Genomic DNA, 26,873 nt, shown 5'->3' with positions numbered 1-26,873 from the left:
CCCGAGACGGCAAGGGAGGCATCCGGATTTCATGACCTTCTCTCTGGACGAACTACACACCTTCGTTACGGTGGCGCGAGAAGGCAACATGACGCGCGCCGCGGGCAAATTGGGCGTGACCCAACCGGCACTGAGTTGGTCGGTGCGCCGCATGGAAGAGAAACTGGATCACGCCCTGTTCGTACGCACCAAGAAGGGCGTCGTGCTCACCCGGGCCGGCGAGATGCTGTTGGACCGCGCCGAGAAACTGCGCCGCGAATGGGAAAACCTCACATTGGACATTCGCGAGGGCCAACACGAGATCCGCGGTTCCTATTCCCTGGGCGTTCACCCCACCGTCGCGCTCTACACCCTGCCCCGTTTCTGTCCCGACCTGCTCGCCAGTCATCCTGGCCTGGAGCTGCGCCTGGTTCACCGCCTTTCGCGGGAAGTCGCCGAAGACGTCATCGAGCTGCGCGTCGATCTGGGTATCGTGGTCGACCCTCCGGCCCATCCCGACCTGACGCGCGTGCCGCTGTATCGAGACGAAATCTGTTTTTGGGTACGGGACAAGGAAGCGATCGAGGCGCCGCCTTCCCTGGTCGTGTGCAATTCGGATCTTCCCCAAACCGAGCCCTTGCTGGCCCAGGCGCAGGAGGCCGGCCTGTTGCACCAGACACGGGTGATGTTCACCACCGAGTTGAAACTGGTCGAGGCGATGGTCGCCTCGGGCAGCGCGGTGGGCCTGTTGCCGGCGACCATCGCCCTCAACGCGGTGAACGGTGCCTTCCACCGGCTGCCCGACACACCGCTCGATCGCCAGATCATCAGCCTCATCTGGCGGGCCGACCTGCAAACGAGCAAGGCCTCCAAGGCCATTCGCCAGGCCATCGTCGAAGCCCTTCAGCAGGAGCCGCCGGTCCGCACGGATTGATGCACACGGGTAGTGCGGCCATCGAAAGCGGTGTCGCCACCCAAGCGCCCTGGCCTCCGGAGTCCCCGATAGCCGAGAGGGGCATCAGGCGCGGAAAGCCCGCCGGAGAAACTTGTCGAAGCGATCCATGCGAAGAGTTCCCGAATGCTTTGAGGACCGGCGCGGCAGTAGGTTGGCCGGCCCGGCCGACATTTCGAAGCCGTCAACCCACGGCGTTCCCGCATGTTGAGAGGACCGTGATGCCCGGTTGGTTGGTCACGGCCGGTATGGCAGGGGGGGTAAGCCGGCCCGGCCGACTTTTCGAAGCGATCCATGCGAAGAGTTCCCGAATGCCGAAAGATTCGTCGTGCCCGGTAGGTACATCCGCTGGATGTACTTTTCGGAGCGACCCAGACTTCGCAACATCGAGTCGTAAAAGAGCGAAACAGATAAGTCGGGTCTCTAGATTTCTCGAGGTTCGATTTCGATCTGTGTTGGGTCGCTTCGATTGGTGGAGCTGGCAGCTCCACCTACAGGCCTTTCGCCCCTCTCACGGTGCGGGGACTTTGGGCTTTGCGGCTTTCGATTGGGGTCGCGAGGGAAATGGTCGGCTTCGCTCTTTGGTGTAACTCACTGCCGTTGCTTGGGTCGCTTCGAAGTGTCGGCCCAGCGGCCAAACCTACAAGCCTTTCGCCCCTCTCACGGTGCGGGGACTTTGGGCTTTGCGACCTTGTTGGTGTTCGATATGGGAACAAACCCGCTTCGCTCTTTGGTGTAACTCACTGCTGTTGCTTGGGTCGCTTCGAAGTGTCGGCCCAGCGGGCCAACCTACAGCCGTGCCGGCTCTCTAACCATGCGGGAACTCCCGGCTTGGATCGCTTCGGAAAGTGCATCCAGCGGGCTTACCGCCCCTGATGCACCAGCCGGGCAGCCCGCCTTTCTCGTCTGGCGGGCACTTCGAACTAAAATTCTTCGGTGCGATCAGCCGGCGAGGCGATCGCCACCGGCCTCGGCCACGGCGGTCGCATTCTCGAGTTCCCCGGCAGAGGGTTCCGCTTCCTCGTCCGCCCCTCCCCTTCGCACGCGTTTGCGTTTCGGCCGCTTGGCGTAGACCACAAACCCAGAAAGAGCCAACAAGCCGGGCATGGCCCCCAGCACGCAGTAGAGCAGCTTGACGGGCAAACCACCGAAATTGCCGAAGTGGAGTGGTCGGAACGCATCGACAGCCTGGACCGCGACGTTGGCTTCGCGAATGTCGGAAACGCCCAACGACTCGCCCGAGAGGCGATCGAAACTCATGGAGATTCCGTATTGACTGCGCAAGCGTCCACGTCCGTCGAGCTGGCCGTAAAACACGACGGGGCCATCGGCCGCTTGCGGGAAAGAGATGTAGTACGGCTTGTAACCGGGCATGGCCGCGGCACTGTCGGCGACCAACCTGTCCAGCGACAGCTCGGGTCCCAACCACTCCCGCTCGAACACCTCGTGTTCATCGCCCAGACCGTGCAGATAGAGATCTCGAACCGCATGGGTGATGTTCCAGTAGGCGCCCGTCAATCCCAGGATGAAGAACAGGGGCGCCGAAACGATGCCCACCTTGCGATGGAGATCTCCCGACAGGACGCGCAGGCCCTTGTCCCACTTCAGGGTGAAAAAGCGAATCCAGAATCTCCGGTAGATCAGGATTCCGGTCAAGCCGAGGGCACAGAGGCCCAGGGCCAGGATACCGGCCACCAACATGCCCAGGTGCCCGCCCAGAAAGGTGTAGTGTAGCTCCAAAAGCCAATCGGTGAAGCCGGAATGAAAGGACACCGGCGGGGTGAGGGTCACCCCGGAATAGGCGTCCACATAGATCTTCCGCCAAACCGAGGTCCCCTTTTCCACCACGTAGGCGATGTCCGCATGCTCGGTGGTTTCGTGGATCAGCCAGCCCACGACCAATTGCTCGGGAAAACGCTGTCGAACGATGTCTCCTAGCCGATCGAAAGAGAGCCGATCGGTTTCGGACGACTGCACCAGCACCTTGTCGGGAACCAGGAGATCGTCGATTTCCTGCTTGAAAACCAACACACTACCCGTGACCGCGATAATGATCAGGGGGACTCCGGTCAGCAATCCGAGCACGGAGTGAAGCTTCCACAGCGTTTTCTTTCGCAAAAACATCGAAGGGCCCCTCTATGCAAGCTTAGAAGATGTACCGAACACTGCCGCTGATGGTGCGGCGCGCGCCGTAGAAGCAGTCTCCCCGGGCCAGGCACGAGGAGAGGTAGACCTTGTCCGTGATGTTGTCCACGTCCAAGGAAAAGCTGATGGAACGGAACGAATAGCCCAATTGCAAATCGCCCAGGGTGTAGGAGGGCGTTTCCAGGATGTCGGCACCGTCCCAACTGGAGCCCACGTAGCGAAGGCCGCCGCCGATGTTGAAACCGGGCCACTGGTTGGGTCGGTAGGTGGTCCATACCGAAAACATCTGATCGGGAATGTAGGCCACGTTGGTACCCTCGTTGCCGTCGTTGCTCTTGGTCACCTCGGCATCGGTAAAGGAATAGCTGGCCAGCACGGACACCTGGTGCCAGGACATCTGACCCTCCAGTTCGAAACCCTGAATGCCCACTTCCCCGGTTTGCACGCTGTGCAGGGGGTTTTGCGGATCGGTGGTGAGCCGGTTCTCTTCGTCGATGTCGAAGACCGCGGCGGTGAACAAACCGCGACCACCGACTGGCTGATACTTGAGCCCGGCTTCCATTTGACGTCCTTCTCGGGGATCGAAGAGTTCACCCGTCGCCGAGGCGCCGATCACGGGCTGGAACGATTCCGAAAAACTGACGTAGGGAGCGAGCCCGTTGTCCGACACGTACATAAGGCCCAATCGACTGGTGAAGGCGTCGTCTTTCTGGCCAGTATCGGCGCCCTCCGGCTTGGATTCGGTCGCGTCGTGGCGAATGCCGAGCGAGGCGATCCAGCGTTCACCGAACTTCATCTGGTCGCTGGCATAGAACCCCCGCTGGATCGTATTCGTGTTCGGAAAATCGGTGACCGGCGTGTTGGTGGGAATGTTGCCGTAGGTGGGATCGAAAACGTCGATGGTGCCGCCGGCAGTATAACCGTAGAAGAAGTCGTTGTCCGTGGTGGCATCCTGGAAGTCGAAACCCAAGATCAGGTTGTGGCGAACGGCGCCGGTTTCGAAGGTGCCGAGGAATTGAAAATCGCCGACCAGGGCTTCCGAGGTCGCCTCGCTCACATAGGCGGTACGCGTGACGGTCCGCCCATCATCGTGGAAAGTCGGCGGAAACGAGGGCCACATGGAGCGATAGTCGGCACTGCTGTCGGCAAACCGGGTCGCTGCGTGGAAGCGCCAGACATCGTTGATCTCCTGGTCGAAGATCACGGTCAGGGCCTTCTGCTCGGAATCGTAGGTGTCCCAATCCGGCTCACTGAGAAACACACCGGAGTCGATGGTTCCGTGCGGGCTGGGCAGAATGGTGCCGACCCACGGCAGGAATTGGGTACCGGTCCCGGATTCGTTTTCCTGGAAGTTGGCCAACAGCGTCAGGCTGGTGCCTTCCCTCGGTTTCCAAGTCAGCGAGGGCGAGACGAGCAGGGCGTTGTCCGGCACGTAGTCGGTTTGGGAATCGCTTTCCTTGGTCAGGGCGACCAGGCGATAGAGCAACCTGCCGTCATCGGTCAGCGGGCCGGTGAAATCCAGGTTGGCCTGCTTGCGGTCGTAGTTGCCGAAGGAAGCCCAGAGTTCCTTGCTGGCGGTGGCCTTGGGCTTTTTGGAGACCAGGTTGATGATGCCCCCGGTGGAACCTTGACCGTAGAGCACGGAGGACGGACCCTTCAGGATTTCCACCTGGCTCAGGCTGTAGGTACTGGGTCTGGTGTTGTTGTAAGTGCCAAACAAAGACTGGAGGCCATCGACGAATACCGCCGGCGCCGCACCCCGAATCGTGGACCAGTCGCCGCGCGGATCGACCCCGAAGGCCCCGGCATGCACGCCGGCGGTATAGACCAGGGTGTCCTGCACGGTTTGGGCGTTGAAATCGCGCAACCGCTGCCCGGTGAGAACCGAAACCGACACGGGCGTTTCCAAAATGGACGTCTGGATCTTCATGGCGCCGGTCGCTTCTTCCGCAATAAGCTTAAGATCGTCAGGGCCATAGATGACCATATTTTCCGAGATTTCCTCCTTGGAGGCGTCGTCGGAGTCTTGAGGATCCTGCTTGGGGGCCTCGGATTGAGAGAAGAGAGGCGCGGTGAGACAGAAGAGGAGGGGGAGCAAGAAGTGGTGCATATTGAATCGCATAAGTGGTTACACTCCAGAACATTGCAGAGATGGCGCCAGGATATAGAGATGCAGTCTCAAAGTCAACCACTTTTAGTCTTTTCCACGTACCGGTTCGCGCCGCTGCCCCTCATCCTATCCAGACCCAGGCTCTTAGCCTCTTTCCAACCTCCTCCTCACCCAGTTTGAACCACCATTCAGACACTCTCGACAACCATTTCGGGCTTCGTCGACACGCAGAACCCCTCATTTCCACGCGCCCTATAAATTAATGTGGGCGATGCGGGGATTCGATAGTCTTTTGGTTGGGGAAAATGGTATCTTTTTCCTTCAGCATCGGGTATTCGCAACAGATTCTCCGCGAGTTGTCCTCTCGGAACAGTCATCAAATCGGATTCCATAGGTATTCCTTTTCTTATGTCGACTCCCATGGAAGCAACCGAACCGGACTCCCAGTCCACCGTCAGTGTCATCGTTCCCACGCGGGGCGATGTGGATCTCGCCCCCCTGCTCCGTGCGCTGGAGCACCAAACCCTGAGACCGCTTCAAGTGATTCCGGTCGTCGACGGTGAAGGGCGTGGCCCGGCCTGGGCCCGCAACCAGGGCATCCGTCAGGCGCGCGGAACCTACCTGGCGTTTTTGGACGATGACTGCGAACCGCCCCCGAATTGGCTGGCCACCATGGTTGGCGCCATTCAACGCCACGACGCCGACGGCGCCGGCGGCACCTATATCGAGATGGATCCCTTTTTGTCGGCCCGCAGAGCGCTCAACCATTACCCGGAAGCCGAACAGCTCGATTGCGGCCAGGTGGGTGCAGGTGGGAACCTGGTGTTCACCCACGCCTGGATCGCACAGTGCCAGAAACGCGACGGGTACGTGTTCAACGAGATGTTTCGGGTCTCCCAGGATTGGGAACTGGTTTGGCGTTCGCGCATCATGGGCGCCAAGTTGATTTGGGTACCCAGCCCGGTCACCCACCACAGCCACCTGAGCGCGGCGGCCTACTGCCGCCGACAATTCAGTCGCGGGATCGGGATTTTCATGTTGTACCGGGCCTTTCGATCGGCCCAAACCGATACCACCGCACACGACAGCCTGATGTGGGGCCGGGGCGACACGGGTCGCGGTGCCCGCTGGTTCACCGCCCTGTGGCACAAGGCCGTCGGACCCTTCGTGCTCCACCGGTTCCCCAACAAAAGTCATTACCTTCTCTTCTGGCTGGGAGAAAAGTTCCAAGGTGCGGGATTCGTTTGGGCCATGATCGCCCGGTGGTTGTTCAACCGGTACGATACCCCCAACTACCAGGTCAGGGAGACGGCGGATGCCGAATCGCACGCAAGGGAAGAAGACCCTGCCCAGCTTTTCGATCATCCTTGAAACGGGGAACCTGGCTACCGCGGACTTGGACCACCCGCAACGCCGCCTCGAAAATTTGGCGAATCAAACGCTTTCCGCGACGCGCGCCAACGCGTTCCTGTCGATCGACCCGGGTCCAACCCCGGCCGAAGTTCGGGCCCGACGAACTTCGCGACCTTCGGGAACGCCAAGCAGATTCGTTTTCAAGAGAGCGCTTCACCCCGCGGGAACGGGTTGCTGCTCCTTCGGGAGGGTGATGATCACCTCCGTAAAGTGATCCTGTCGAGACTCGACCCGCAAGCCACCGTCGTGTTCCTGGACCACGATGTCGTAGCTGATCGCCAGTCCCAGCCCGACGTTGCCGCTGCCGCTGTCCTTGGTGGTGAAGAACGGGTTGAAAATGTGCTCCAGATTGTTGGACTCGATGCCGCAGCCGTTGTCCCGGAACCGAATCTCGAGCTCGTTCTCGAGATTGCGGGTCTGAATCCGGATCAGGGGGGTAAAGGTGTCGGAATTGGCGTGTTTCTTTTCTTCCATCGCATCGATCGCATTGTTGACCAGGTTGATGATCACCCGGCTCAGGCTCTGGGGAACCACCTTGATTTTCTCGATCGTCTCGTCGAAATCGTGCTGGAACTCGACCACGATCGAATTGTCCTTGGCCCGCATGCTGTGATAGGCCAGGGTCGCGTACTCCTCGATCAACCCGTTGATATTGATCGGGTACCGCCGACCCGTGCTGCCGCGGGCCAGCTCCATCATGCTGCCCACGATCGAGTCGGCACGCTTGCCGTGCTTGTCGATCACGCCCGCGTTCTGCTCCAAATCCTCGAGACAGTTCTCCACGTACTCGTAGTTCTCCCCTTCCAACAACTTGCCGCGCAACGAGCTCACCTGCTCGCGCAGGTCCTTGCTCAGGTCGAGGGTCAACCCCGCGAAATTGTTGATGAAGTTGAGCGGATTCTTGATTTCATGGGCGATGCCGGCCGTCAGGGTACCCAGTGACGCCATCTTCTCCTGCATCACCATCTGTTTCTGGGCCCGCTGCAACGCTTCGTGCTTGTCCCTCAGACGCTTGAGGCTGGCCGCCTTGGCGACGGCGGTGATGGCGTGCTCGCGGAAACGCGCCAGCTTGGCACTGTCGGATTGTTCGAACGCCTCGGGATCGCTGTGATTTTCCAGCACCAGGATCCCCTCCAAGCGGCTGTCGAGGAAGAGCGCCATCGACAGAATCGACTTGGGAAGCAGTTGATCCCCGAACTCCTTTTCGTCGTGGATCATGTTGAAATGGCGCACCACGTAGATGCCGGACTCCAGTTCCTCCGTCCCCTCGCTGTAGATCTGTACCAGCTCGTCGTACACGAAGGTCTTGGAGCGCAACTTGGCCAGATCGTGACCGTTGGCGGCCACGAACTCGAACACGCCGAGCTGTTGATTCCACAGGAGGATCACGCCTTTCTCGGCCTGCGGGAACAGGATCAGTCCCTGCTCCAGCATGACCTCCAAGACCTGATCCAACACGTGCTCGCGGTTGATGGCCTTGACGATCTGATCGATGGTCTGGAGTTCCTCGTTCTGGGTTGCCAGCACCATGTTCTTTTCGTGGAGCTGGGTCGTGCGTTCCGACACCTTCCGTTCCAGATGCCGGTTGATATCCAACAATTGGAGATGGGTGCGCACGCGGGAAAGCAGCTCGTTCTTGGATATCGGCTTGGTGATGTAATCGTTGGCGCCGCAGTTGAAACCGCTTACCAGATCGTCCACCTGGTTTTTGGCGGTCAGGAACAGAATCGGCAAATCCTGCACCGGATGGTCGGCCCGTATTTTCCGGCAGACTTCGTAACCGGACATGCGCGGCATCATGATGTCCAGCAGCACCAGATCGATGTCCTGGTTGCCCTGGAGGATTTCCAGCGCCTCGGGACCATCGGCGGCCTGGCTGACTTCGTAATGGTGCAGCGACAGGTGGTTGACCAAGACCTGGCGATTGACCGCCTCGTCGTCGACGATCAGCACCTTGAAACGATTGCCGCTCAGCGAGGGCGGCATGGCCACCGGTTCTTCGCCGGTCTCCACGGGGGCTTCGGACGAAGACAACGCCATGACATCGGCCAGATCGGCGACATTCGTGTGGGACACCGGATCGTCCCGGCGGCTGCGCGGTTTGGCATCCGCCTCGGCCAGCGGCAGCGTGAACGAGAAGGTGGCGCCCTCGCCGAGTTCCGATTCCACCCAAATCTTGCCGCCGTGCAGTTCCACCAGTTGCCGGGTGACCGCCAGACCGAGGCCGGTCCCGCCGTGTTCCCGCGCCGTGGAACCGTCCGCCTGGGCAAATGACTCGAAGATCCGCTCGTGTTTGCTGGGGGCGATGCCGATGCCCGTATCGCTGATCGTAATCCGCAGGAAGTTGTCGTCCACCTTTTCGGCCTCGAGCACGACCTGACCCTTGGACGTAAATTTCACCGCGTTGCCTACCAGGTTGTAGAGAATCTGCTGTACGCGATCCTCGTCCACGAACACCAGCGGCACCTCTTCCGAAATCTCGTTCAGCAACGCCACCGGTTTCTTGCCCACCAGCGGATGGGTCAGCGCCAACACCGATTCGCTCACGACGCGCAGGTTCACCGGCGAACGACGCAACTGCAGCCGGTTCGTGGAGAGTTTGGAAAAATCCAGAATGTCGTTGACCAGATTGCTCAGGCGTTTCCCGCTGGAAACGATCATGCCCAGGTTGTGCACCGTGGGTTGCGGCAGGTGGCCGGTCGCACCGTCGATCAGTGATTCGGCCAGGCCGATGATCCCGTTGAGCGGGGTGCGCAGCTCGTGAGAGGTATTCGCCAGGAACTGGTTCTTCAATTTGTCTACATGCTTGAGCCGGTTGACGATGGAGCGCTCGTAGACCAACTTCTTGCGCTGGGCGCGCACGTAGCTGTAGACCACGGCGACCAGCAGCAACGCATAGAGGGAATAAGCCCACCAGGTCTGCCAGGGCGCCGGCATCACCCGCAGGTTCAGCACCCGCTCGTTCGAAGACCAAACGCCGTCCTTGTTGGACGCCCGAACGCGGAAGGTGTAGTTACCGGCGGCGAGCTTCGTGTAGGTCGCAAATCGCTTGTCCGCGCCCACCTCGACCCAGTCGTGATCCAACCCTTCGAGCATGTACTTGTAGCGATTGCTGCTCGGGTCCGCGAAGTGGAGCGCCGCGAACTCCACCGAAAACACGTAGTCGCGATGACTCAATTTCAGGCGGCCCGCTTCGCGCAAGGGCTTGTCCAACGGCGAATCCGGATCCAGGCCACGCGCCAGTACCGGCTCGTTCAAGATCGACAGCGAGGTCAACGCGATTTGCGGAGGAAAGGGATCGCCCTGCAGGTCCCCGGGATGGAAGGTCGTGATGCCCTGGAAGCCGCCGAAGAACAGGTACCCTTCCTTGTTCTTGTGATTGGCGCCGTGGCGGTAACCGTTGAGTTGGGTCCCGTCGCGGGAATCCCACATTTTGAAGGTTTCCCCGATGGGATCGAAGCGGGCCAGCCCCTTCAAGGTGGAAATCCAGATCATGCCGCGATCGTCTTCCAACAGGCCGGTGATCGATTCGGTCTCCAAACCGTCGCGGAACCCGAAACTGCGAAATTTGGTGCGCGCCGGACTGTCCTCGGAAAAATAGGTCATCCGGTTGAGCCCCTCCTGGGTCCCGATCCACAGTTGCCCGGTTCGGTCCTCCAAGATCGAGGTCACGAAATTGTGACTGATCGTATTGGGATTGTTGATGTTCCGCAAAATGCGGGTAAACCGTCCCGTCCTGCGATCCAGCAAATTGAGCCCGTTTTGGGTACCGACCCAGAGGCGTCCTTTGCGGTCCTCGAACATCACGGACACTTCGCCGAAACTGATGGCCCCTTCGTCGCTCTGTTCGTGTTTGTAGTGGGTGCATCTGCCGGTCTCGCGGTCGAACCGATTCAAACCGCCGCCCCAGGTGCCGACCCACAGGTTGCCGAGCCGGTCCTCGTAGAGACTGCGCACGTAGGCATGACTCAAATGATCGTGCCCGTCCGGATCCGGTTGATAGCGCGTGAAATTCTTTTCCCTGCGATTGAACCGATTCAGCCCGGCGTCCTTGGTGCCGACCCACACGACGCCGTCGCGGGAAATCAGCAGGCAGGTCACGTCGTTGGAACTGAGGCTCGAGCGATCACCTGCCTGATGCGAAAAACGTTCGTAGCGGTCCTCGCGCTCCACGTAGCGATTGAGCCCGCCGCGCGTGCCGATCCAGAGATCGCCCAAAGGGTCTTCCCAAATCGCGGTCACGTTGTCGCTGCTCAGGCTGTTGGCACTGTCTTCCCGATGCCGGTACGTCGAGAACTGGCGCGAGGCGCGGGTCAACTTGTTGACGCCGCCGCCGAAGGTACCGAACCACAGGGTTCCGGTTCGATCCTCGTAGATTTCCATGACGTTGTCGTGCGACAGGCTGGCCGAATCCTTCGGGTCATGGCGATAACTGCGGAACCGCCCCATCTCGGGATCGAACAGGCTCACACCGCCCTTGCCGGTGCCGACCCAGAGGTGGCCCTCGTCGGTGGGCTGCAGCGTCCAGATATGATCGTGAGACAGCGAATTGGGGTCGTCCCGCTCGTGGCGATAGACCTCGACCACCTTGCCGGTGGCGGGATCGAACAGGTTGAGGCCGCCGCCGTAGGTACCCACCCACAGGCGATCGCCGGGGGCGGCCATCAAATCCTTGATGTTGCCGTTGCTCAGATCGGTCGGCTCACCCGTGGCGTGAAAGGATTGAAAGGTACCCGAAACCGGATCCATCAGGTTGAGCCCGTTCTTGGTACCGACCCAGAGGCGGCCGCGACGATCCTCGAAAATCACGTATGCCTGGTTACTGCTGATACTGGTGGGGTCGTCTTCCTTGTGACGGAACGCCGTGAAACGCTCGCGTTCGCGGTCGAACAGATTGAGGCCGCCGCCGAAGGTCGCGATCCACAGGCGCCCCTGGCTGTCTTCGTGAACATCGGCCACGGTGTCGAAACTCAAACTGTCTTCGACATCCGGTTGGTTGCGATAGGTCTTGGCCGTTTCCAGGCCCGGATCGAAGCGACAGAGCCCGCCGTTGGAGGTGCCCAACCACAAAATGCCGTCGCCATCCTCGAACAGGGCGTAAATGGTGTTGCTGGAAATGGAAGTCGCCACCGTCTGGTCGTGACGGTAGGTCTTGAAGCGATAACCGTCGTAACGCGAGAGACCTTCGGTCGTAGAAAACCACAGGAACCCATGGCGGTCCTGCATGATTTCGTACACGGAGCCCTGGGCCAACCCGTGGGCCACGGAAATCCGCTCAAAGCGGACCTGCTTTTCTCGAGCACTTAGGGAGAAAAGGCTTCCGGAAACGAAAAACATGAGAAGAATCAGAGCCCCGAGCGGGGCTTTGCAGGTTTTCATAACGGATTCCCGGTCAGACTGATGCTGCGAACCACTTCCTCGTCTCTCATGCGGATTCTGCCGCATAACCCTGCCGACGTTGGAAAACCTTGGCGCGAATGATGTTGGAGTTGTCGGGGGCCTCTGGATGATTATACAGCCATGGTGGAGCCTTCAGCAACGCGGATTCCCCCAACCACGAGGATCCCGGGGTGAGAACCGCCGGTTGCCGACGGATTCCCGGGTAAGATCGATCTCGCGCCGCGGAACATTTGTTCCGATCCGGTATTATTTTGGTAGTTTTCGCCTGTGCGACCACTAAGTTAATCGGTAATCTTTTTTACTTTTACAGAAAAAAATATTGAAAATCCATCGATTCCCGAGGCAAGATAGCGGTGTCCTCCCCAGACCTTATCACGGCTAATTCCTGATGGTTGCGCGCATACGACGCGCCAGCCGCCGCATGTCGCATTGCGACATAATGAGCCGTGAATGTATCTGAAACCTGCTATGATGGGTCTTTTTAGTTAGGGCATGCGGTTTCACGCCGTTTTCGCCCTATTGCTCGATTCGCTTCTTTTTATTCACACCCGTAATTGGGTTATCGTGCAAGCTCTTCTCATTCTCACCGCTCTCCAGGTTTCCTTGGCGTTCGTTTCCTCAATCCATTCTGTCGATTTCAGAATCGAGGTTCTCCGCCGTCATTTTTATCCATTCGTTCATGCAGAGTGAATTTTATGAAATGTGTCCATTGCGATTACGAGTTTGGCGAAGGCGCCCTATTTTGCGGCCTTTGCAGTAACCCGCTGGTCAACCTGGCCGTCCTCGAGGGCGGCCTCCTGATGATTACCGACGTCAACCAGGCCGTCCTGCAACGCGTGCTGGCCCCCGATTTCCGCGTGCAGGACAAGCTTGCCGAAGGCGGCATGGCCTGTGTCTACGAGGTCGTCGACAACCGCACCGAAGAGTCGATGGCGTTCAAGGTACTTCCGTTGGAACACGCCAACGACCCCGAGCTGATCGCGCAATTCGAACGGGAATCGCGACTTCTCGCCGATCTGGCCCATCCCCACATCATGCCGCTCTGGGATGCGGGCACGCTGGGCCGATTCCAATACCTGGCCATGCCCATGATGCGCGGCGGCGATCTCAAAGCGCGCATCCAGAAGGGATTGCACTGGACCGACGCGCTCGGCATCCTGCACCAGGTCGTCCTCGCCCTGGCCTACGCCCACGATTTCGGCCTGGTTCACCGCGACATCAAGCCGGCCAACATCCTGTTCGACCAGGAAGGCACCGCCTATCTCGCCGATTTCGGCATCGCCTGGTTGGCCGACGAGGCCGAGGGCCACGGTCAGGGCCTGGGTACCCCCAATTACGCCAGCCCGGAGCAGCTCCTGGGCGACAACGTGGGCAAACCTTCCGACATCTATTCCCTGGGCGTGGTCCTCTACGAGATGCTGGCCGGCCGCCGTCCCTTCGATGCCGACAACCCCAAGGACATGGTCATGGCGCACCTCCACAAGGAACCGCCGCGCCCGTCCTACCACAATCCCGAGTTGCCCGCGGCCCTGGACCGGCTCGTCATGGATATGATGATGAAAGACTTCGAAAAACGCATCGACGGTGCGCCCGAGCTGTTGGTGCGGCTCTGTGCGACGCCGGAGATCACGAAGTTTCTGGGGCCGGAAATGGAGCATTACAAGGGCGAGGTTCGCCGCATGCCGCCAGGCGCTGCACCGCCGCGTCGTCGCCGTCCGCTCCCTATTGTCAAGCCCAAGAAGCGGCGTCGTTTGCGCGAGCTGATCGCCTTGGGGCTGGGCGCGAGCTGAGTTCGCGCTCCCGAACCGGCATGGTTTTGGATTCGCGCAAATCTTCCACGGGAGTCCCCGCATCTGCGTAAGGGGCTTCGTCGCAGTAGGTTGGCCCGCTGGGCCGACATTTCGAAGCGGCCCAGGCTACGCAAGAGCGAGCGGGAAAAGAGCGAAGCAGATAAGTCGACCCTCTAAATCTCTCGTCGGTCCTCTAAATCTCTCATCGATCGATTTCGATCTATGCAAGGTCGCTTCGATTGGTTCATCAGGCTGATGAACCTACAGGCCTGGTTCCTCTCTAAACTTGCGGGCTCTTCGAACTCTTCGCCTTCGAAAAAGGTCTGCCATGCGGGCTCCTGGGCTCCGCTCCTCGACACCGTCCATTTGGGTTCCTTGGATCACTTCGAAAGGTACATCCAGCGGATGTACCTACTGGGCACCACGAATCTCTAGACATTCGGGCACTTCGAACGGGTTTGTTGGAACAGAGGATGCGGAGGCGCTTCAGGCGTGGAACAAATCGGGGGTGATCTCGCCGATGTGGCGACAACCGCACAACGTCATCGCCAGATCCAACTCCTCGCGCAGCAGGTTGAGCGCATGCGCCACCCCGGCCTCTCCGCCACAAGCCAGGCCCCAGAGGATGGGTCGACCCAGCAGCACCGCGTCGGCGCCCGCGGCCAACGCCTTGACCACGTCCGTCCCGCGCCGCACCCCGCCGTCCATCAGCAGGGTCGGCAGATAGCCCGAGGCGTTGCTGCGACCCGCGAGTGACTGGGCGATGCGCGGCAACACGTCGATGGTGGCCGGGGCCGTATCCAATTGGCGTCCGCCGTGGTTGGAGATGATGACGCCGCTGGCGCCCATGTCCAGTGCCGCGACCGCGTCATCGGCCCGCACGATGCCCTTGACGAACACCGGGAGCTTGGTCTGCTCGGCCAACCAGCGCACGTCGCGCCATGAAATGGCGGCATCCAACAAATCGGCGAAATAGGCGGCCAGACCCGAACCGGTCGGACGCGAAGCCGCATCGTCCTCGGGCAGCAGATTGGCCATGTTGAAATGGGGCGGGCACTCGAAGCGATTGCGAATGTCGCGCTCGCGCTTCCCCAACACGGGTGCATCGACGGTGAAGACGATGGCCTCGCAGCCCGCCTCCACCACGCGATCCAGCAAGGCCCGCGTCAGGCCGCGATCCTTGTACATGTACAGTTGAAACCAGACCGAAGCACCGGTGGCCGCCACCTCTTCCACGGAGAAATTGGAGAGCGTGCTCAGGATCATCACGGTCCCGGCCCGCTTGGCGGCGCGCGCGGTGGCCAACTCGCCATCGGGATGCGCCAACTGGTGAAAGGCGGTGGGGGCGACCATGATCGGCATGTCGATTTCCCGATCCAGTACCCGGGCACGCAAGTCGCGCTGGGACACGTCGCGCAAGACGCGATAGTGGAGTGAAATGCGATCGAAGGCCTCGCGGTTCTGCGTCAACGTGATTTCGTTCATCGCCCCACTGGCGTAATAATCGAATGAAGGTTTGGCCAGGATTTCGGCGGCTTTCTCCTCCATATCGAAAAGACTGATGAGCTGGCCGAGGTCGACAGAGGGATCGGATGAATGCACATCGCTCATGTTTTCTCCCCTTTTCGCGGGTTCCCAGTGGGCGGTATTGGACGAATAAGCTGGTTTTCATCCATTTTCCCCAAATGCACGGCATTTGACCAGAGATAACCGACACCATGGCGCAATCGGATGGGCGGTCGCAGGTCGATGGGCTTCCCGTACTCGATGAACAACCGAGTTTCGGTGGATATTCGCCGTTGGACCAGGATCGTCGACCGCCCATTCCAAGGCCCGCGAGCGGAACCGCTTTCGATTGTTCACTTGGAGCCATACCCAGCCCGCCCCAATCGGAACATTCACAAACAAACAGCTTCGTTTTAATTCATTTATTCATTTCTTTTCTCAAACAACATTCGATCATTCATCATAATGCAACCTCCATGATTAAATATAAAAGTGGATCGCTTCCCAGAGATCCAGGACCCAGCGCACAACCGCATCGCGGTTTTTTCCCTTGGAGGTACCTGATGACACCTGTCGTGACCCAAACCCACATGCCCGAAACCACCGACTTCGACGCCGCCAAGATCCTGTCCCCTCTGCGCAAGACGAGTTCGGCCCAGAGCGTCCAACAACTCGCGGACGAACAACTCGCCCACTTCGGCATCGCCCCCGACAGTGAGTTCGGTCAAACCCTCCACCGGGCCGCAACGTCCCTCTACGACCTGCACATGGATGTCCAGCGCATGTGGGAACTCACCACGCGAACGCTGAAGGACCTGGATCGCGGCGATCGCGTCGCGTATTTCAACGCCAAAAAATTCCTCTGCTTCCAGTTGGCGAAGGTGTTGGACACCCTTCAAAACCCCTTCCGCAAGACTTACCAAAGCCTGGAATTCGGTGAATCGTCCACCTATGCCAAGGGCCCCTACCCCATTTTCGACAACGTGACCGCGCTGTTCTCGGCCAATCCGGTCATCGTGCGCACGGCGACCTATATCTATGCCTGCACCGAGTGGGTCGACGATGCCTTCCAGGGCCGCGAATTCCTTCACGAAATCTACTCGCGCCTGCTGAACCCCACCTCGATTTCGCTGGCCAACTACGTGGTGGACGTGGAAGCCGGTCCCCACGCCGCCGAGTACCTGGCCTGGAACTTCAACAGCGGCATGGCCGCCATCGACGGCCTGCTGGGCCACCTGCTCCAAACCGGCGACATCCTGATCGCCTCGCGCAACGTGTACGGCGGCGTCTACCAGTTGCTCCACGATTACTATGCGCGCCCGGAGAAGTTGAACGTGGCGCTCGAGTGGTTCGACGGCACCACCACCGCGGAATTCGAAGCGTTTCTCGGCGACGTGCGCGCGCGGCACGACCAGGCTCTGGAACAGGGTCGCCGCCTGTACGTCTATCTGGAATCGCCCTGCAACCCGTTCGGCTACGTACTGGACATCCCTGGCATCTGTAAGGCGGCCCACGCCCACGATCACCTGGTCATCCACGACGCCACGGTGGGCACTCCCTTCCTGCACAAGCCGTTGCAGCGACCCGACAAGGCCGAGCGCCCGGATTTCGTGGTGCACAGCTACACCAAGGACTTGACGGGCAACGGCAACGCCACCGCGGGCGTGGTCATCGGCGAGAACCACCGCATGTTCCAACCCAAAGGCGACTGCAGCCAAGGGGTTTCGTGGGACAAGACGCTGTTCTGGGGGGTCTACTACATCAAGGGCGCCTTCCTGGATGCGGAAAAAGCGTTCGAAGTGATCAGCGGCATGAAGACGCTCGAACTGCGGATGAAGCAGAAATGTATCAACACCCTGATCCTGGCGCGCTACCTGAACTCCCATCCGGAAATCCAGGTCAACTGCAATGCGGTCTCCGAGCATTTCAACCACGAGCTGTGCCAGAAAGTGATGCGCTTCGGCCTGCCGGCGCCTCTGTTCACGATCGATTTCGAAGCGGCCGACCTGCCTCGCGATGCGTTCGTGCGTTTCTTCGACAGCCTAACGCCGGGGTTGGATCACCAGGTATCACTAGGCCAGTCGAACACGGTGGTGCTGTGCCCGGCGCTGACATCGCACTCGGAGATGAAGGAAGAGGCGCTGCGCAAGGCGGGCATCGCCCCGACGACGATTCGTATCGCGGTCGGGCTGGAGAACCCGAAAGAGACCCTGTCCCATTTGATTCACGCGCTGCGCTTGGGTGTGGATCCGATTCGTCCCGGTTTCAGCGCCAGGTTCATGACGCCGGAAGATACGGATCGCATGGTGCGCGAGATCCACGAGGACGTGCATCGGCTGTTCCTGGATGATGCCGCGTCGATGGAGGCGTTGCTCTCCTAGTTCGGTTGCGGGGAGACCTTCGTGGATGATGGGGCCTTGGAGGGTAAGTCTTTTTTACCACTGAGTCGCCGCCCAGGCCGGGGGCCCGGGTTTCAGGTGGGTAACTAATCGAAGCGAATCGTTTGGGAGTTCCCGCATTTGTGAGAGGGGCGTCGTTGCAGTAAGTTGGCCCGCCGGGCCGACATTTTTCGACGAACTCCCTGCACATCCGCCTTTTTAGGTTTTTATCTTTATCTTCGAGCTTTACAGAGTTTGTTACATAAGAGCCACGCACCAGCGGGCTAACCCGCTCGATTTCGAGAATGAAACAAGGCGAAGTGAGCTAGCATGGTGGTCCCGGCTGCCTGAGAGGGTTGTCATGCCAGGTAGGTGCGACCGCTGGTCGCACATTCCAAAGCTCCTGCTTCTATTGGTGCTTCGCTCTTTGGCGTCTCGCATCTGCGGAGTGTGGATCGCTTCGAAGTGTCGGCCGGGCCGGCCAACCTACTGCCGCGCCGATCCTCAAAGCATGCGGGAACTCTGATCATGGATCGCTTCGATAAGTTCATCCGGCGGATGAACCTACCTGGCACGACAAATCTCTCGGCATTCGGGGACTCCAAGCAAGTTTGTTTCAAGAGAGTTCCCAGAGTTCACGGAGGTCGGCGCACCGGCAAAAATGAGGAAAACACCGAAGTCGACGTCACAACCTTGCGGGGTCTTGGAGTGGCTTCGCCCGGGACCGGAGGAATCGCTTCACGCTGTTCCTCAGTACCGCGACATGGAGATGGATCGGCAACCCCACAAGTATTCGAGCCAGGTTCATGTTTGTCTGGATTTGAGCCTGATGAATGCCGAGGATTCGTTCCACGACTTTCCACGCCACGATCGACTGTCGCTTTACCGAGAGCTCGACGCGGTAGCCGCACTTGACGCTCTATAGATTTGCACTTCACGGATGAAGGAACGCCCTGTTTCGAAGGAGAGGTTCCCACGCTGGATTCGCCGGCCGAAAAGGGGACTATTTTTTGGCTTTTGACAATCGAGCCGGGGACCGGGCATGTTCTCTTCCAAAACCCGCCTCCCTTTTATTAGGGCTAAATGCTGATGATAGGTAGGCCTAATTTGGCTCATCGAAGCGAGTCCCGATTCGGTTATCAAAATCCCGACGCGACAATTCATTGGCAAGGAACCACGATAGGCCGACTCCAGCCGACCCAGCCCCAACTACCGATGCACGTCAACCGCGCAATCAATGACCAAACTCGTCAACTCCTGCCGTTCCATTTCGGTCCTACCTTCCCGATTCATTCCAATCTTCAGACCACAACCGCCGCGTTTCCATTTAAATTCCTTTCTTGCCAACTTCCTACGAAGGAACGGACTCCGCAGTCACCATCCATCTCTCCAATTCTCCCTCCGTGAACCCCGTGAGCTCTTATGTAACAAACTCTGTAAAGCTCGAAGATAAAGATAAAAACCTAAAAAGGCGGATGTGCGGGGAGTTCGTCGAAAAATGTCGGCCCGGCGGGCCAACTTACTGCAACGACGCCTCTCTCACAAATGCGGGAACTCCCAAACGATTCGCTTCGATTAGTTACCCACCTGAAACCCGGGCCCCCGGCCTGGGCGGCGACTCGGTGGTAAAAAACTCTTTAAAACAAACCACTTGCCCCTACAAAGCTCCGTTCTCCACCCCACGGTAGAGGCTGGGCCCCACCCCGATCACCCTCCGAAAATGACGGCTGAAACTGCTGAGGCTCTGGTAACCGGCCGCCTCGCAGGCATCCGCCACCGAGTGGTCGGCCTTTCGAAGCAACTCCGCGGCGATCATCAGCCGCGCGAGCTGCACGTAGCGGCGAAAGGAAAGATCCATCTCGGCCTTGAACAGGCGTTGCACGCTCCGAGGGGAAAGACCCAGCTCTCGACTCAGGGCATCGAGGCACAGGGGTCCTGGCAGACCGCCGTCGATGGCGCGAACCACCTCCCCCAAAACAGGGTGAGAACAGCGTGGCAACCGGAGCGGTAATCCGCGTGCCATCCATTCCGGCATCGATCGCTGGAACAACGCCAGTTGTGCCATCCGTTGGGAACGCGGCAATCCTCGGCCAACCCGAACACGCAAGCGCTCGATCCGGCCGAGCACACCTTCGGAAAGCTGAAAATAGCGAACCCGATCGCATCGAGGCGACGCGTCTCGCTCGGAGCGAAACAACAGGACGTGAACGCGACTCCCGACAGCGGCATCGCCGACGATCACCCCTTCACCGGCCGGTACCCACCCTCCACCTCCCCGCAACAGCGTCGACTGCAACGGGTGACGATTCGGCAGGCGCAGCCAACCACGAGCCACGACCACCACCTGATGGTATCGAGATCGGCGAGGCAAAGGCCCCGGTCGCACCGCCTCGTCGAAAAAGGCGTGATGAGCGGAAGGACTCGACCGGCCCGCACAAAACGAAGACATAGCTCACCCCTTCGGGGGGAACGGGCCGGCTCGACGAGGTGAAAGGTGGTGTAGCTCGATCCTGCCGCAATTCGGGGGCAATGTCAAATTCCAGCCGCGTTACCCGATGAGGCAGGTACCTCCAGCGGGTGGTCAGGGTCCCCGAAGGTTTTAGAACAGGTCGTAGAACCGGACGAAACGCAAGACGTCGAAGGTACCGTTGGCCCAATGGGCCAGTTGTTCCCCGATGTGAAAACCGGTGCCACAACGATCCGTCACGCCCCACAGGGTGATGTCGTCCACATAACAGCCGTCGGCTTCCTCGGCGTCGTCCGTCACCAGCGTGAAACGGTAGGTCAACGCAGCCGAACCGGCCATCGCCTCGGGCACGGCGAACTGTGCGTCGATCCACCCCGCCGAGTTGCCCTCGAACGAGACCAGCTCCACCCATTCGCCGCCGTCGCCGGAAACCTCCGCGATCAACCGGTCGCCTTCCGCCAAATCACACCGACGGAAAAAGCGAATGCCCACTTCCGAGAATCCGGCGATATCGATCGCGGGCGTCGTCAGGCGGGCGGTGAGATTGGGTCCGTAAGGCCCGTTGGGGCTGTCCGACCACGATATCCTGCCGCCGTGAACGATTTCGGAGGTGCGCTCCCAACCGCCCTGGGCTAACCAGTCCGGCTGGGTCGTTTCGGCGTCGTTCTCGAGAACCGGACACAGCGGCAGAAGCTGAAGGTCGCGGCGCGCCTCCTCCGAACCGATCGTGCCCAAGGGCAGCGTCCGATCGCGATAGCCAGGCGCTTCCACCCGCAAATCCCCGTTCGAAAGGCTGCCGGTGAGCAGGTAGTCTCCGGTGACCGGATTGCTGGCCCCTTCGATGTCGCCGACGCGGACCGTCGCCCCCAACGGCGCTTCATAAGCGGCTTCACGAATCTGCCCGACGAGCAAATCATCGCCGTTGGCCTCGATCACGTCCAAAAAGTGTGCACTCACCACACCCAGCCCGCCCGCGGCATCGACAGCCTGCACGAACACCGTATGGCGGCCGACGGCCAGGCTCCCGGAATCGATCGTGACCCTGACCGCTTCGCGAACCCCATCGAAGGCACCGTCGATCGCGGACATCGGCAGGGCCACCACCTCCGGCAGCCAGGGCGGCACATCCAAATAGGCGTTGACCGCGGCAATCGCAGCAGGGTCGGGTCCCAAACCGGGACCGAGTCGCGCGGCATCCACCTGGGCGGTGAGCGGTACCTGGTGTCCGCGTGGAACCGGAGCGCCCAACGCCGCGATCTCGACCACATCGGGTCCGAAGCCCAGTTGATAGGGTCGGCGCGCCGCCTTGCAGGCGTGTCGCAGCATGACGAGGTTGTCGGGCAGGATGCGATGCTCGAAGGTGAAACAATCCTGGAAGAATTGGGTGCCCAACTCCACCAGATAGGACGCCACGCCGCGCTCGCCATACGCGTAATCGATGGTGCTGCCGTCGAATATATAGAGCCCGGAACCCTGTCCGGCATCGTATCCATTGAACCAGGCCAACTTCCGGCCCAGGGCCCGCAGGGCGTCGGCATTGGGGGAGCCATCCTCCGTGTGGGCCCAAGGCCACAACACATCCTCGCCGTAACTGTGCAAATCGATAAAGAGGCCGGGCGTGTCGGCGCCGGCGGGGTCATCCAAATCGGGGCCGCGCGCATCCTCGAACAAGGCCGCCAGATAGTCCTGGACGGCCGTCACTTCGGGCTCCGAGGCCGCGGCCACCCCGCGAAACGTGATGGAGCATTCCACGTCGTCGGACCCGTTGCAGCAGCCCCAATGGAAATCGTAATTGCGGTTGAGGTCCACGCCACGGCTGACGACATCGGTGCAGTAGAGATTGTCGGCGTTCTTGCGCCACGAGAGGCCGGTCTCGGCCTGAACCCGGCCGTCCGGGTTGGCCTGCAGCAGCAGGTGGATCTCCTGGTAGTCCAGCAACCAGGTGATGTCGGCGTCGCGGCCGTATTCCGTCAGCAGCATCTCCGCGAAACGCGTGTTGAGGCCCGCCGGCGTGTACTCGCGGGCGTGCTGGGCACTCATGACGAACACCATCGGCTTGGGTTCCGTGGTGGGAAAGGCGCGATTGGTGATCCGAAGCACCCGCAGATCGTGGCCCGGCCCCGATTGGCTCTGCTTGATCCAACTCTCGCCGATTTTAAAGACCTGAACCAATTCGGGATGGTCGGCCACCAACCGATCGATCAGGGCATTGGTTTCCGCAACCGTGGGATAACAGGGGAACTGGGGAATGCCCGATTCCTGCCCTGGCAACGGGCGAAGCCGTCGATTCAGCTCCTCGGTCCGCACTTCGTCGCGTTCCCACCGCAATCCGGCATCCTCGAGTTTGGCCAACTCCTCGGGGCTCACCTCGATCAGCGCCACGCCGGCGGTGGGATCCACTTCCCAGGGATGGGTCCAGGCGGCGATCTCCTGGAGGACGGATCGATCGCCGTACCAGACGCGCACCACGATTCGGTCACCGGCCGTCAGCGATGCGAGCGAGGCCCAAAAAACCAGGAGAAGCGAGAACAGCACACGCGGCCATCGCGCGGCAAACCATCGGTGCCCCGATACGGGATCCAAACCCTCAGACATGCGAATCGACACCAGGACTCCTTTGCCGCCCGATTCGCCCGATCGCCGACCGGCCAGGCGGTCTGCACGTCGAGCACAGGACTCATCGAACTCGAATCAATCATTTTACCGCAACGCCCGGCGGGAGTGGAGCCGGGCGTCCGATTCCGTGACCGCGATCAGAGTCACAGATACCCTTTTGGCGTGCCCGCATGCTTGGAAGGGGCGTCGTCGCTGTAGGTTGGTCACGGCCGGTATGGCAGGGGCGGTAAGCCGGCTCGGCCGACATTTCGAAGCGTCCCAGTCTGGGCAGTTACGAAGTGCCAAAGAGCGAAGCCCAAGCGCTCGCATGGCAGACCTTTTCCAAAGCCAGTGAGTCCGAAGGGCCCGCAAGTTAAGAGAGAAACCAGGCCTGTAGGTTGAGCTGCCTGCTCAACCAATCGAAGCAATCCAAGCAACGGCAGCGAGTTACACCAAAGAGCGAAGCCGACTATTCCTCTCACGACCCCAATCGAAAGCCGTGAAGCCCAAAGCCCCCGCATCGTGAGAGGGGCGTAAGGCCTGTAGGTTGAGCTGCCTGCTCAACCAATCGAAGCAATCCAAGCAACGGCAGCGAGTTACACCAAAGAGCGAAGCCGACCATTCCTCTCACGACCCCAATCGAAAGCCGTGAAGCCCAAAGCCCCCGCATCGTGAGAGGGGCGTAAGGCCTGTAGGTTGAGCAGCCTGCTCAACCAATCGAAGCGAATTCGGCTCCTATTCTCGAGTCGTTAGAGAGCGCGGCAATCCGTGTCCTGCGCCCTCGATAAGCAACCTCCGTATCTCTCGATGGGTTTCGTTCGATCATTTCTCGGACGCTCCAGATAGCTGAACGGGTTGCTTGCACGGCCATGTTCAACCTACAGATATGATGTCACTTATGCGCATTATGAAAACCCGTGGGCTGACGGCTCGGAAAAATCGATAGGGTCGGGCCGGAAAGGCAGGCCCTGCACTGCGTCCCTCTCGTCTGGCGAGTACTCCGAACACCCTCGCCTTCGAAAAGTCGATCGAGCCGATCGACCTACCGGGCACCACATCCCTCTCGTCGGCGGGGAACCCCGTGGATTGATCACTTCGAAGTGTCGGCCGGGCCGGCTTACCGCCCCTGCCATACCGGCCGTGACCAACCTACAGCCGCGCCGACTCTCAAAGCATACGGGAACTCCTCGCACGGGTCGCTTCGGATGGCTTCGGGGGAAGCACACAAAAAATACCCGGCGCCGAACTCGGGTGCCCGGTTGCGAGGGAGGCACCCGAGCGTCGTGCGCCGGGTAGATTGGGAGGTTACCAGAGTAGGAGACACTGGCGTGGGACGCTTGCTTCAAGGACAGGAGCAGGACGTGGGCGGGAAGCCGGAGAACGACTCCCCGCCGCGATGGGTATTAGCGATACGAATAGGTCAAAGCGTAGTCGATACTGGAACTGCTGTAGTTCCAGATGCGAATCCAATAGGTTCCGGACTGGCCGTTGGTGTCGAACACCAAGCGCTCGGGGTTGCTGCTGGTGCGCACTTCGTGGACGACATCGCCGCCAGGACCCCAGAGGTAGATGTCGGCGTTACCCCAACCGCTGTAGGAGACCTCGGCCTGGATCGTGCCGCCGGTCACTTCGATGCGGTAATCGTCGTAGCCCCAGCCGTTCAGGCTCCCATCGCCGGATTCGGTGTTGGCGGACGTCACGGTACCGGTGAGCGAGGCGCCGTCAAAGGCACTCCAGCCCCAAACCAGGACGTAGTACATGCCCGCCTGGGGATTGTCCAGGCTCAGGGTTTCGTCGTTACCGGGGCGTTCGGAACCCCAGGTGTGGTCGTCCTTGGTGGGACGGGCACCGCGTTTGATGAACAGCTCGCCGTCACCGGTGCCGCCTGCCAGGCGGAAGGTCACGTTCGACGCCCCCTGCGGGACTTCCAGGACGAAGAACCGGCTGCTGTGCTCGGCGCCGGAAACCGCCACCGGCGAACCGCTGGTCAGCGGCGTGGAGAAGATGGGCAGCTCGTAGGAAACGCCGAGCCGCACGTTGCCGATTCGGTTCCAGGCGTGGACCGAGGCGTACCAGGTACCGGGATTGGGACCCGACACCGCGACCGATTCGGTGCTCTGGGGGCTGGTGGACTTGTAGTGGTGGTTGTGCTCGTCGGCTTGGGCACGATAGCGTACGTAGAGATCGGCATCGCCGCTGCCGCCGCTGGTGGTGAACTTCAGATTGCGCGCGTTGGCGGGTACGTCGATGCGGAAGTGTCTGTACTGCTTCGAAGCCAGGCTGATACCGTCGACGGACTGGCCGTTGGTCAGCTCCGTCACGCCGGCGCCACCACCGCCATTGGGGTCCGTGCTGGCGGTCATGACCGCACCGGGTGCGGAGATGTGATAGAGGCCGAACCCGGAGTTGGTGCCGTCCCAGTAGCGGCTGTTGGGCGTGCTGTCGTTGTCCCAGCGGTCGTTGTTGCCTTCGTAGAACAGGTGGGTCACGTGGCCTTGAATGCCGCCGCGTGCCAGGAGCGAACCGTTGGCGCTGGAGGCCTCGACCACCGTGATCCCCTGGTGCGGCTGGTTACTGCTGTTGATGTCGTTCCCGCCGACGCTGCCGATGGTGGTGTCCGCGTGCTGGATCAGGAGACCGCCGGTCCACCCGCGACCCAAGCGGCTGACCATGCCGAGGTCCCAATTTTCCGGCACCCGGTTCTCCACCAGGAAATACTCGTCATTGCCGCGGCTGTCCTGGAACAGGACCGGTGTCTGGCGGTGCGCGAGTGCGCCGTCGAAATTCAACTGGCCGGCATTGCGGCCGTCGCGCGCCTGGCTCCACTCCATGATGTGACGGCACCAGGCGTCCATGTTCGTCGGCGTCGTGCCGCCGGCCTCACCCCAGTCGGCACCCCAGGAACCCGCGGCCATCAAGGAGTAGATCCCCATGCCCTGGTTGACGTCGGCGATATCGTAGAGGTCGGGCAGGCTGCACATCAAGTGACCCAGCTCGTGGGCGATGACGCCCATCGGATGGCGCCGGTCACCGTTGACCAATTCACCGTTGAGCGCCCATTTGTTGACCGCCACGTTGCCGACCATCACATCTCCCCAATTCCAGGTCCCCCACTTGTGGGCCCAGACGTTGGGTACATTGGCGGTGGAAGAGGCGTCGTAACCGGCGACGATGAAATAGATCACCGCTTCGTCCAGGGTCAGCTCGCGATCGCGGTTGGTGTCCAGGTTGGCGAAGTTGACGAAGCGCGACGCTTCGGCCAGGGCCGCGTTCACCCAACGCGTCTCGATCCGGTACTTGTCGCCGCTCGACATGCCGGAACGGCCGGTGTTGGGGTGATCCAAGTTGTTGAGATTGACGGTGACGATGCCGTTCGGGTGGTTGGCCTGGGTGTGCCGGACCCCACGCACCTCCAAGAGACCGAAGGAGTTGTCGTCGTAATAATTTTTCACCGATTTGACGTTCGGGGTGTCGTCGAAGATGATCTGGTCCCAGTCGTCGGCCGTCGTGTTAAAGCCGCGATCGCGGAACGACACCCGAATGAAGAGAAGGTTGCGGGGCCCGGAAACCAAATCGGGTTCGTACTTGTGGGACATGCCCGAACGAGGGTCCAGGTGCGGATTGCTGTCATTGGCGCGAGCGTGTTCGGTGGGAAACGCCTTGCTGCGCAGCACCTCGTAGGTCTCGGCGGGGCGCAGGTGCCGTTTCAGACCGCGCGGGGCCACGTCATCGGCGATCACCGGCCAACCCGAGGGAATCAAAACACCGCCCTTGCTTTGAACAGCGTACTCCCAGCGGTTGGCGAAAGCCTCGTTTTGCACGATGGTAAAACCGTCTTTTTCAATATAGTTGACCCATTCATCGCCGACGATGCGGGCTTTGAACTGGTTACCCTCCTCCCCGAGCAGGATTTCGCCGTCGGGATTGGCAGGTACGGCCAAAAGTCCAGGTGTCGCCAAAAAAGCGAACAAGCATACTAGAAAAGTCAAGTGGGACAAACGGAAATTCATGAGAATCCTCTCCTCCGTAAATAATAGTATGTTAAAAACACCACCCGATGATTCCGGGATCTGTGGATACAGGATCCCCTATACCAAATCCCTGCGAAAGCCGGGGCCTCGCTCGCAGCGATTTGGAC

The 26,873-nt window shown here is 60.4% G+C and carries 11 protein-coding genes and 1 pseudogene; 4 read left to right on the top strand and 8 right to left on the bottom strand.

Annotated elements, in window-relative coordinates; genetic code table 11:
- Positions 1 to 31: 31 nt before the first annotated feature.
- Complete coding sequence (locus tag J3U87_RS21560) at positions 32 to 913, top strand: LysR family transcriptional regulator (RefSeq protein WP_237377846.1); 882 nt, start codon at positions 32 to 34, stop codon at positions 911 to 913.
- A 960-nt stretch (positions 914 to 1,873) separates the two neighbouring features.
- Here J3U87_RS21560 and J3U87_RS21555 read toward each other — a convergent pair.
- Together J3U87_RS21555 and J3U87_RS21550 are read right to left on the bottom strand one after the other, a co-directional pair.
- Positions 1,874 to 3,055, bottom strand: a complete 1,182-nt coding sequence (locus J3U87_RS21555) for a PepSY-associated TM helix domain-containing protein (protein WP_237377845.1) — start codon at positions 3,053 to 3,055, stop codon at positions 1,874 to 1,876.
- A 22-nt stretch (positions 3,056 to 3,077) separates the two neighbouring features.
- Entirely contained in the window at positions 3,078 to 5,063 is a 1,986-nt protein-coding gene (locus J3U87_RS21550; RefSeq protein WP_237377844.1) for a TonB-dependent siderophore receptor, read from the bottom strand.
- A 543-nt stretch (positions 5,064 to 5,606) separates the two neighbouring features.
- Between J3U87_RS21550 and J3U87_RS21545 the strand changes: the two genes are divergently transcribed.
- Positions 5,607 to 6,557, top strand: a complete 951-nt coding sequence (locus tag J3U87_RS21545) for a glycosyltransferase family 2 protein (protein ID WP_237377843.1) — start codon at positions 5,607 to 5,609, stop codon at positions 6,555 to 6,557.
- Between the two features lie 195 nt (positions 6,558 to 6,752).
- Here the strand turns inward: J3U87_RS21545 and J3U87_RS21540 are convergent, their stop codons facing one another.
- On the bottom strand, positions 6,753 to 11,864 hold the full coding sequence (locus J3U87_RS21540) for a two-component regulator propeller domain-containing protein (RefSeq protein ID WP_237377842.1): 5,112 nt from the start codon (positions 11,862 to 11,864) through the stop codon (positions 6,753 to 6,755).
- Positions 11,865 to 12,694: 830 nt separating this feature from the next.
- Here J3U87_RS21540 and J3U87_RS21535 point away from each other — a divergent pair.
- The gene (locus J3U87_RS21535) at positions 12,695 to 13,789 is read left to right on the top strand and encodes a serine/threonine protein kinase (protein WP_237377841.1); all 1,095 of its coding nucleotides are present in this window, start codon (positions 12,695 to 12,697) and stop codon (positions 13,787 to 13,789) included.
- 486 nt (positions 13,790 to 14,275) lie between these two features.
- On the opposite strand, the gene J3U87_RS21530 is transcribed toward J3U87_RS21535, so the two are convergent.
- Positions 14,276 to 15,400 (bottom strand): alpha-hydroxy acid oxidase, encoded by a 1,125-nt coding sequence (locus J3U87_RS21530; RefSeq protein ID WP_237377840.1) that lies wholly within the window; start codon positions 15,398 to 15,400, stop codon positions 14,276 to 14,278.
- A gap of 458 nt (positions 15,401 to 15,858) precedes the next feature.
- Here J3U87_RS21530 and J3U87_RS21525 point away from each other — a divergent pair, with 458 nt between their 5' ends.
- A complete protein-coding gene (locus J3U87_RS21525) occupies positions 15,859 to 17,676 on the top strand; it encodes a trans-sulfuration enzyme family protein (RefSeq protein WP_237377839.1) in 1,818 nt (605 codons plus the stop codon).
- Between the two features lie 682 nt (positions 17,677 to 18,358).
- Here the strand turns inward: J3U87_RS21525 and J3U87_RS35320 are convergent.
- The 4 genes and pseudogenes from J3U87_RS35320 to J3U87_RS21510 form a co-directional block, all read right to left on the bottom strand.
- Positions 18,359 to 18,577, bottom strand: a pseudogene (locus tag J3U87_RS35320) (GxxExxY protein); the annotation flags it as partial.
- Between the two features lie 753 nt (positions 18,578 to 19,330).
- On the bottom strand, positions 19,331 to 20,008 hold the full coding sequence (locus tag J3U87_RS21520; protein ID WP_237377838.1) for a helix-turn-helix transcriptional regulator: 678 nt from the start codon (positions 20,006 to 20,008) through the stop codon (positions 19,331 to 19,333).
- A 264-nt stretch (positions 20,009 to 20,272) separates the two neighbouring features.
- Positions 20,273 to 22,735 (bottom strand): M14 family zinc carboxypeptidase, encoded by a 2,463-nt coding sequence (locus J3U87_RS21515; protein WP_237377837.1) that lies wholly within the window; start codon positions 22,733 to 22,735, stop codon positions 20,273 to 20,275.
- A 1,403-nt stretch (positions 22,736 to 24,138) separates the two neighbouring features.
- The gene (locus J3U87_RS21510; RefSeq protein ID WP_237377836.1) at positions 24,139 to 26,745 is read right to left on the bottom strand and encodes a M6 family metalloprotease domain-containing protein; all 2,607 of its coding nucleotides are present in this window, start codon (positions 26,743 to 26,745) and stop codon (positions 24,139 to 24,141) included.
- Between the last annotated feature and the right edge of the window lie 128 nt (positions 26,746 to 26,873).

Source organism: Sulfidibacter corallicola (genome assembly GCF_017498545.1).
Classification (GTDB): domain Bacteria; phylum Acidobacteriota; class Holophagae; order Acanthopleuribacterales; family Acanthopleuribacteraceae; genus Sulfidibacter; species Sulfidibacter corallicola.
Note: the sequence above shows the minus strand (reverse complement) of the source record. Positions and strands in the feature narration are given on the sequence as shown.